The following is a 6983-nucleotide window of genomic DNA, read 5'->3' on the forward strand; positions in this document are numbered from 1 at the left end:
TATCTCGCGATAAAGATTATGCACGAAATTAGGCCTATTATGATTAGACTTGCCGTTATAGGTACCAATTGGATTACCAAACAATTTATCGAAGCAGCACTGTTTACTGAGAAGTATCAATTAAGCGCGATTTACTCACGTTCTATGGATTCGGCGCGCTCTTTCGCGCAACAGTTTCCAACAGCGGCCCCCTTACTGTTTGATGATTTGTCTGCTCTTGCTGCGAGTTCTGCAATCGATGCGGTCTATATCGCCAGCCCTAACTCGTTTCATGCCGAGCAAGCGATTCAATTATTGCATTCGGGCAAGCATGTGATTTGTGAAAAGCCGTTAGCGGCGAACTATGCACTGGCACAACGTATGTTTGAGACAGCCGAACAGAACCAAGTTGTCTTGTGTGAAGCGTTTATGTCTCCTCACACGCCAAACTTTAAAACACTAGAAGCTGAGTTACCTCGCATAGGTCGATTAACCAAGGCGTTTATTAGTTATTGCCAATACTCGTCACGTTATCCGAAATATCTAGCCGGTGAGAATCCCAATACCTTTAATCCCGCTTTCGCAAATGGCTCGATGGTTGATATTGGATTTTATTGTCTTGCTTCGGCAGTCACGCTATTTGGTGAACCGCGACAAGTGAGTGCACAAGCGCAACTGCTACCTTCCGGAGTGGATGGCAGCGGTAGTGTTATTTTGGCTTATGACGGGTTTGAAGTGGTGCTACAGCATTCGAAAACCAGTGACTCGCTATTGCCGAGCGAATTCCAAGGCGAAGATGGCGTGTTGCACATGTCGATGATATCGATTGGCAAACAAATCACCAAAACGCTTCGTGGCCAAGCAACAGAAGACCTTTCCGTACAGCAACATAGTAACCCGATGATCTATGAAGCGCTCGATTTTGCTGAGAAGATCGTCAATAATCACATCGACCCAGAGGCGAAACAACGCTCGCTGGTGGTTGCTAAGTTATTAACGGAAATTCGTCGCCAAACCGGGGTGGTTTTTCCCCAAGATTGATGAGAGATAGAAATGCAAGCTGAAGTAAAGTGGGTTGAAGATTTTAAGTTCCTAGGTCAATCGCAGTCAGGCCACTCGGTCGTCATGGATGGTAATGGTGGTGCGACAGCACCAAGTCCAATGGAAATGGTATTGATGGCTGCTGGTGGCTGTAGTTCAGTCGATGTTGTCGATGGTTTAAAAGAAGCAGGCCAGAAGGTGACGGCATGCACTGCAAAATTAACAACAGAACGTCGTGAAACGGCACCGCGCATATTTACGCAGGTTAATATACATTTCGAAATTTCGGGCGATAACATCGACCCTCAGATTGCCGCTAAAGTCGCCGCCGACTCACTAGAGAAATATTGCTCGGTTTGCCTGATGCTAGGTAAAGGGGTTGAAATGAGCCATAGCTGGGAAATTATCTAACCCATTTCTTTTACCGATTATCATTGAGTCGAGTACTACGCTCGGCTCTTTATCTTGTTTAGTGATTTGACTAAAGCATGACTGACTAATTGGATACGGCAATGAGTTGTCGCTAGACTCACGGCAAAATCTCTATTGGGGTACCTTGTTTTACCAGTCGTAGTAATTCATCCATTTCTTCATTGGTTAGCGCAATGCAACCATCTGTCCAATCAAAGCTCTGTACAAATGCACTCGAACGGGCCTCACCATTCTTTTGACCGTGAATTTTAATGTCACCGCCGGGATTAACACTCAGGCTATTGGCGACAGCCATATCGTTTAGATTTGGGTAGTCGATGTGTATTGAGCGGTAAAACTGCGAGTTCTCCATCACATGGCCAAGGCTATAGTTGCCTTCAGGTGTACGTTGGTCGCCTTCTTCTCTTTTATGACCAATTGGCTGTTTTCCGAGTGCGATACGAAATTCGCGGATAACTTCGCCATCTTTGAATAGGTATAAGCGACGTTTTGATTTATCAACGCTGACTTTATCGACACTGGCATTATCGGTAGCGACTTGATTGGCCGTCGATTCATTTGCAGGCGCATCAATGATGAGCGTAAGTTGTGCTAGTGATGGCGTTGAAGCAACGAAAGCGAGTAAGAGAATCCATCGTTTCATTGAAAAGCATAATTCCAGTTGAGGTCAATACATGGAGTTTAGCCGTTATAGGTTCACTGTCTACAATATCTTGGTCGAGGGATGGGTGAAAGAGTGGTTTTTATCGCTGTCCTTTTCTAAGCATTAAGAATGAAATAGCAGCTTAATGTTCCTGCACGAGTTTTAGACGATGCATGAAACTAATGTAAAAAATGGACAGAAGATCAAAAAAATGCAATTAGAATCATGTATATGATATTTATACGCAACTAAGTGCGAGGTAGTTAACACGACGTCTCGAATTCTATTTGATCATCGTGAGGTCAGTGCTAATTTTGTAATGCGAAATTACCATTCAAGCGAAAGAAAGGATCTCAATGTTTGCGCGCGCATTGCTAAAAAACATCATGTCAGCAAGAAATCATCGCTTTCTTGCGCATTCACTGTTTCAGTACATTGATGAACTGCTCGAACCGCAGTCGGCGAGTATTGTTTCTGAACCCCATTCGAGCGAGCAACCGCAAAGTTTATACGAGCAAGGTGATCCCACTACACTTAGTAACTATCCTGATACTTTTTGGTCTTGGGTTGCTCAATTTGATACCTCTGATGGTCTTATTCCTTTAGCGATGGCAACCTGCCAGTGGGAAGGAAATAGTATCATCAATCATGATAGCTACATTTTCATGATCGACAATTTCTCAGAAGCGCGCACCTATCTGATTTTGGAAAATGTCGAAGCAGATAAAATGCAGCAAGCCAGTCTGGAAAATTCACTTGATTTATTACAAGTTATTGCATCTCGTTGGCAATGTGTCCGTGCCGAATTAGAAGCCGCGAGTGAATACAAACAGCGGGACATTAAAGAAGCCAAGTATCTTGATGTGATCCAGCAGCGCGAAAAATTCATTGAAGATATGAAGCTAGTACAGCGCATTTCGGTTGAGATATCTAACCCAGAAACCATTGATGATTTGCACCGTATTGCGGTTGAGGCGATTCGCGAACAATTGGGTTTTGACCGTGCGGCATTTATGCTACTTGATATTAAGAAGCGCTGTTTTAGTGGCACTTTTGGTACTGATGAGAATGGAAAAACAGTTGAATTACAACACACCCAATATGATCTTCATCAGCTAGAAGAAGCTTATATCAATGCACTCTTTGAAGGGCAAGATGGGTTAGTTGTGCTTGAAGATGCTCCTCTTTACAACGATGGTGCAGTGATTGGCCAAGGTTGGAACGGTATGCTGATCTTGCGCGATGGCGATGACATCATCGGCTGGGTTGCTCTTGATAATTACATTAATCGTTCACCTATTACCTCTTATCAAAAACAGATGCTGGAGTCATTTGGCTCGCTGTTAGCGCAGATCTACATTCGCAAGCGTCAGGAACAGAATGTGAGAATGTTGCACGCTAGTATGGTTGAGCTTTCACGTTGCATGACGGTGCGTGATGTCTGTAAATCTGCGGTAACATTTGGTATTAATCGTTTGGGCATCGATCGCCTAGCGGTCTTCTTGACCGACGAAAATTGTTCTTACATGCAAGGTACTTGGGGAACGGACATCCAAGGTAACGTGGTCGATGAGTCTTATTACCGCTCTGAATTAGTTGATCGTTCTATCGTGAACAATGCGCGCTCGAATCCGAATGAAGTGGTGTTTGAAGAGTCGGTACCGATTTATCATGATTATCACATTGTTGGTTTCGGCTGGACGGCAATGACAATGTTAACCAGTAGCAGCGGTGAGCCAGTTGCTTTTATCGCCGCCGATAACTTGATCCGACGTATTCCTTTGACCCATCAGCAACGCGAAATGATACGGATGTTTGCCTCGAACCTGACTGAGGTATTGTCACGAACTCGCGCTCAAGAAGCGGTGCATGTACTCAATGAAACATTGGAGCAAGAGGTCAAAGAACGGACGAAAGAACTACAAAAAGCCAATGAGCAACTTGAATTGATGGCGAAGATGGATCCTCTTACACGCCTTGGTAATCGTCGTATGCTCGAATCATTGCTAGAGGATATCTGTGTTGATGATAAAGGCCGTGGTGCAACTTATGGCCTAATTTTGGTGGATATTGATCATTTCGGTTTGTACAACAATTATTATGGTCATATGCAGGGTGATATCGCACTCATGCGCGTTGGTAGTATTTTGCAGTATCACGCCCAACTCTCCAATGAAGTATTTTGTCGCATTGGTGGCGAAGAGTTTGCATTATTAGTCGTTAATCAGAATGAACAGCAGGTTGTTGCATTGGCAGAACGAATTCGTTCCAGCATAGAAGAAGAGGCTATACCTCATGCTGATAACGAGGGACGCAGCGTGTTAACAGTCTCTGTTGGTTACACTGTCACAAGTGTGGCGGGTGATGAGTTTAACTTTGATGCACTCTATGGGCAGGCTGACCAAGCGCTTTATCAAGCCAAAGGCAGTGGACGTAACATCATTCGTGGTTACAAAATGCCATTAGAAGCCGTTGAATAATAAAAAAGCAGCCGTATGGCTGCTTTTTTATGGAATGATTGAAAAGATATCGCTTGGTGCAAATCCATTCTGTTTCAGTACGGCGATCGCTTCATCTCTATTTTCAGCAGAAACTAATAATTCCGCTATTTTGTCGCCATCAAAATAGAGAATTCGATATTGCTGGCTTAAATACTCTTTTTTTACTGCAGACATACTACCCCTCATTGAATTACCGCCTAATACTAATCCCCTATAGTGTAGATGGATACTGCGATAAGCGGCAAAACTATACTGGTCTGAAAGATGATGCAATAATCAATCTGTTGCAGAGCTTTTGTTTGTCTAAAGTTTGGCCAATTGAGACGGTTGCTGCTTTTTTATTGGTGTTTGTTTCGCCAGTTGTTTGATCAGTTTGATGAGTTGAGCATTGCTCCACACCGAATCGCCTCCCCCATAGATATGGTTGTTCATCGCTTCAAGCTCAGTTTTGATTTTGTCGATGAGAGGGGAGTCCTGACATTCCCGCTCCGCTAGCCAGACTCCAATTAGGTGCTGAATACGAGGCGCATCTTGTCGCTCAATAGCAATGAGTATGGTTTTAGTTGTGTCGAGCGCTGCACTTGAAAGGTGGGGAGCCTCCTTTTGTCGGCCTAATCGCGTTTTGATATGCCAAGCAAGAGTAGTTATCCATAAAAGGGCAAAGAGCGCAGTTAGGTAAGGCCAATAACCGCGATCATACTCAACCACGATGCTGTGCGTAGGCAGAGAAGGAGGCGTGACTACGGCAGGAGCCGCGCTTAACTCATTCGGTTCTATTGTCAGGGATAGTGCATTAAGCGAAGTGACGACTTTACGATCACTGGCGGTATTCCACCATTCAAGATCAATGTTTGGTAAGACATACTGGCCAGATTTTTGGGCAATCAATACTTGTTTTACCGTCATCTTAAAATTGCCATCAGAGAGTTGAGTATACTGAGGCTTTTCAGCGTATTGACGAATGGCACTAGGGTAATTGACGATAAACTGTGGGAATCGTTCTGGCGCTAAACCCTCGACAGTCAAAGTCAATTCGCGAGTAATCGAGTCACCCACGGTAACCTTGAGTTCGCTGTTGCTTTTATCTTTTGAGACTTTCGAGAGCACATTGCCATCAGCATCTAACCAACGTTGTGTTAAATCCAGCGACGGGGTCGGGATCCACTGTTTACCAAAACCTTGAGGTTTTGCTTTGACTTCCAATGGGAAGGCTTCTGGTGCAATGTTGATAGGAATGAGTTTGGTACTGCCAGTACGGTTACTGCCGTGTACTAGAGTGGCTGAAAAACCAAGGCTATTTAACGTGTAGTGACCAGCTTGTTCGGCTGTGACCAAAAATCGTTGTTCAAAGACCGTCACTTCAACACCGTTAACAACTTGTGTTGTCTGCTTGGCTTTTCCCTGTTCAGTAACAGATAGGCCCGGGCTATTATTGAGCGCAGCGGGGGCGATAAAGTTTGGATTTTGTAATCGACGTAGGTCAGCTTTAAAGATTAGGCGTGTGGTCAACTCTGCGCTTTGATCAGGATAAAGCGTTGAGCGAGATAACTGGCTTTGAATCTCAACGAGATCATTTTGCTTTGGCAAGTCAGTATCAGCATTTACCGTCATCTCTATCGGCTGTGAATAGCTACCCTCTATTTCGAAGGCTGGAATAGTCAATTGACCGAGCGATTTGGCTTTTAGGGCGATCGTCCATTCACTTGAACTACTACGTTTACCGTTAGTAAAGTTCAATGAGCTGGCAAAGCTTGGTTGCCCAAGAAAAAAATTCGCTTCTAGTGGTTTGAAATCAATGGCGTCAGCATCTACTTTTTCATCAAAAATAAGGCGCAACTGAAAGACTTCGGCCTGAGTCACTTGATTGCTTTTAACCACCGCCCAAAGGTTTGCAGCAAAAGCGTTACTGGTAAAGGCTAGGAGACTCACGAGAGTCATCATCAATGCCAAGAGAGTGCGATGTTTGAATATTACCATTGTTTGTTCGACTCTTTAGGTGGTTGTTTTTGTTGTGCTTGTAGCTGAAGCTGAGCACGGATCAGTTGGCTAGGATCTCTCGCGGCTTCCACTTGTTCCAGTTTCCGAAAGGCTGCGTCTTCGCGAGGGGGCTGATCTGGTGTTGAGGAATTGGCTTGTGCCATGCCTTCACTCTCATTCTGCTTCTGCTTTAGCAAATCGTTTTCCGAATTAAGCTGCGGATCTTTTTCATTACTGTTATTGGCATTGTCTTGGGAGTGCGATGCCTTTGGTTTAGATTGTTTTTCCGCTTGCTTGCCCTGAGCTTGATCGCCATTCTCGGCTTGCTGAGACTGCTGAGACTGCTGAGACTGCTGAGACTGCTGAGACTGCTGAGACTGCTGAGACTGCTGAGACTGCTGAGACTGCCT

The 6983-nt window shown here is 44.5% G+C and carries 6 protein-coding genes and 1 pseudogene; 3 read left to right on the forward strand and 4 right to left on the reverse strand.

The genetic code is table 11. The features are described from left to right. Positions 1-39 precede the first annotated feature (39 nt). Entirely contained in the window at positions 40-1020 is a 981-nt protein-coding gene (locus RH88_RS12210; RefSeq protein ID WP_005596345.1) for a Gfo/Idh/MocA family protein, read from the forward strand. Between the two features lie 12 nt (positions 1021-1032). Beyond that, complete coding sequence (locus RH88_RS12215; RefSeq protein ID WP_005596347.1) at positions 1033-1431, forward strand: OsmC family protein; 399 nt, start codon at positions 1033-1035, stop codon at positions 1429-1431. Between the two features lie 118 nt (positions 1432-1549). On the opposite strand, the gene RH88_RS12220 is transcribed toward RH88_RS12215, so the two are convergent. Further along, a complete protein-coding gene (locus RH88_RS12220; protein WP_005596349.1) occupies positions 1550-2095 on the reverse strand; it encodes a L,D-transpeptidase family protein in 546 nt (181 codons plus the stop codon). 356 nt (positions 2096-2451) lie between these two features. On the opposite strand from RH88_RS12220, the gene RH88_RS12225 reads away from it, so the two are divergent. Beyond that, entirely contained in the window at positions 2452-4575 is a 2124-nt protein-coding gene (locus RH88_RS12225) for a sensor domain-containing diguanylate cyclase (protein ID WP_005596352.1), read from the forward strand. 27 nt (positions 4576-4602) lie between these two features. Here the strand turns inward: RH88_RS12225 and RH88_RS23730 are convergent, their stop codons facing one another. The 3 genes and pseudogenes from RH88_RS23730 to RH88_RS23605 all read right to left on the reverse strand — a co-directional run. Beyond that, positions 4603-4770, reverse strand: a complete 168-nt coding sequence (locus tag RH88_RS23730; protein WP_005596353.1) for a hypothetical protein — start codon at positions 4768-4770, stop codon at positions 4603-4605. A gap of 129 nt (positions 4771-4899) precedes the next feature. Continuing rightward, a complete protein-coding gene (locus RH88_RS12230) occupies positions 4900-6573 on the reverse strand; it encodes a BatD family protein (RefSeq protein WP_005596355.1) in 1674 nt (557 codons plus the stop codon). After that, a pseudogene (locus RH88_RS23605) lies at positions 6567-6983 on the reverse strand (hypothetical protein); the annotation flags it as partial. The gene RH88_RS12230 and the pseudogene RH88_RS23605, both read right to left, overlap by 7 nt.

This window comes from Vibrio scophthalmi LMG 19158, assembly GCF_000222585.1.
Taxonomy (GTDB): Bacteria; Pseudomonadota; Gammaproteobacteria; order Enterobacterales; family Vibrionaceae; genus Vibrio; species Vibrio scophthalmi.

Excerpts from the sequence above, each read along its gene's own strand:
- RH88_RS12210 (WP_005596345.1), top strand. The coding sequence starts at position 40 with ATGATTAGACTTGCCGTTATAGGTACCAATTGGATTACCAAACAATTT.
- RH88_RS12215 (WP_005596347.1), top strand. The coding sequence starts at position 1,033 with ATGCAAGCTGAAGTAAAGTGGGTTGAAGATTTTAAGTTCCTAGGTCAA.
- RH88_RS12220 (WP_005596349.1), bottom strand. The coding sequence starts at position 2,095 with ATGAAACGATGGATTCTCTTACTCGCTTTCGTTGCTTCAACGCCATCA.
- RH88_RS12225 (WP_005596352.1), top strand. The coding sequence starts at position 2,452 with ATGTTTGCGCGCGCATTGCTAAAAAACATCATGTCAGCAAGAAATCAT.
- RH88_RS23730 (WP_005596353.1), bottom strand. The coding sequence starts at position 4,770 with ATGTCTGCAGTAAAAAAAGAGTATTTAAGCCAGCAATATCGAATTCTC.
- RH88_RS12230 (WP_005596355.1), bottom strand. The coding sequence starts at position 6,573 with ATGGTAATATTCAAACATCGCACTCTCTTGGCATTGATGATGACTCTC.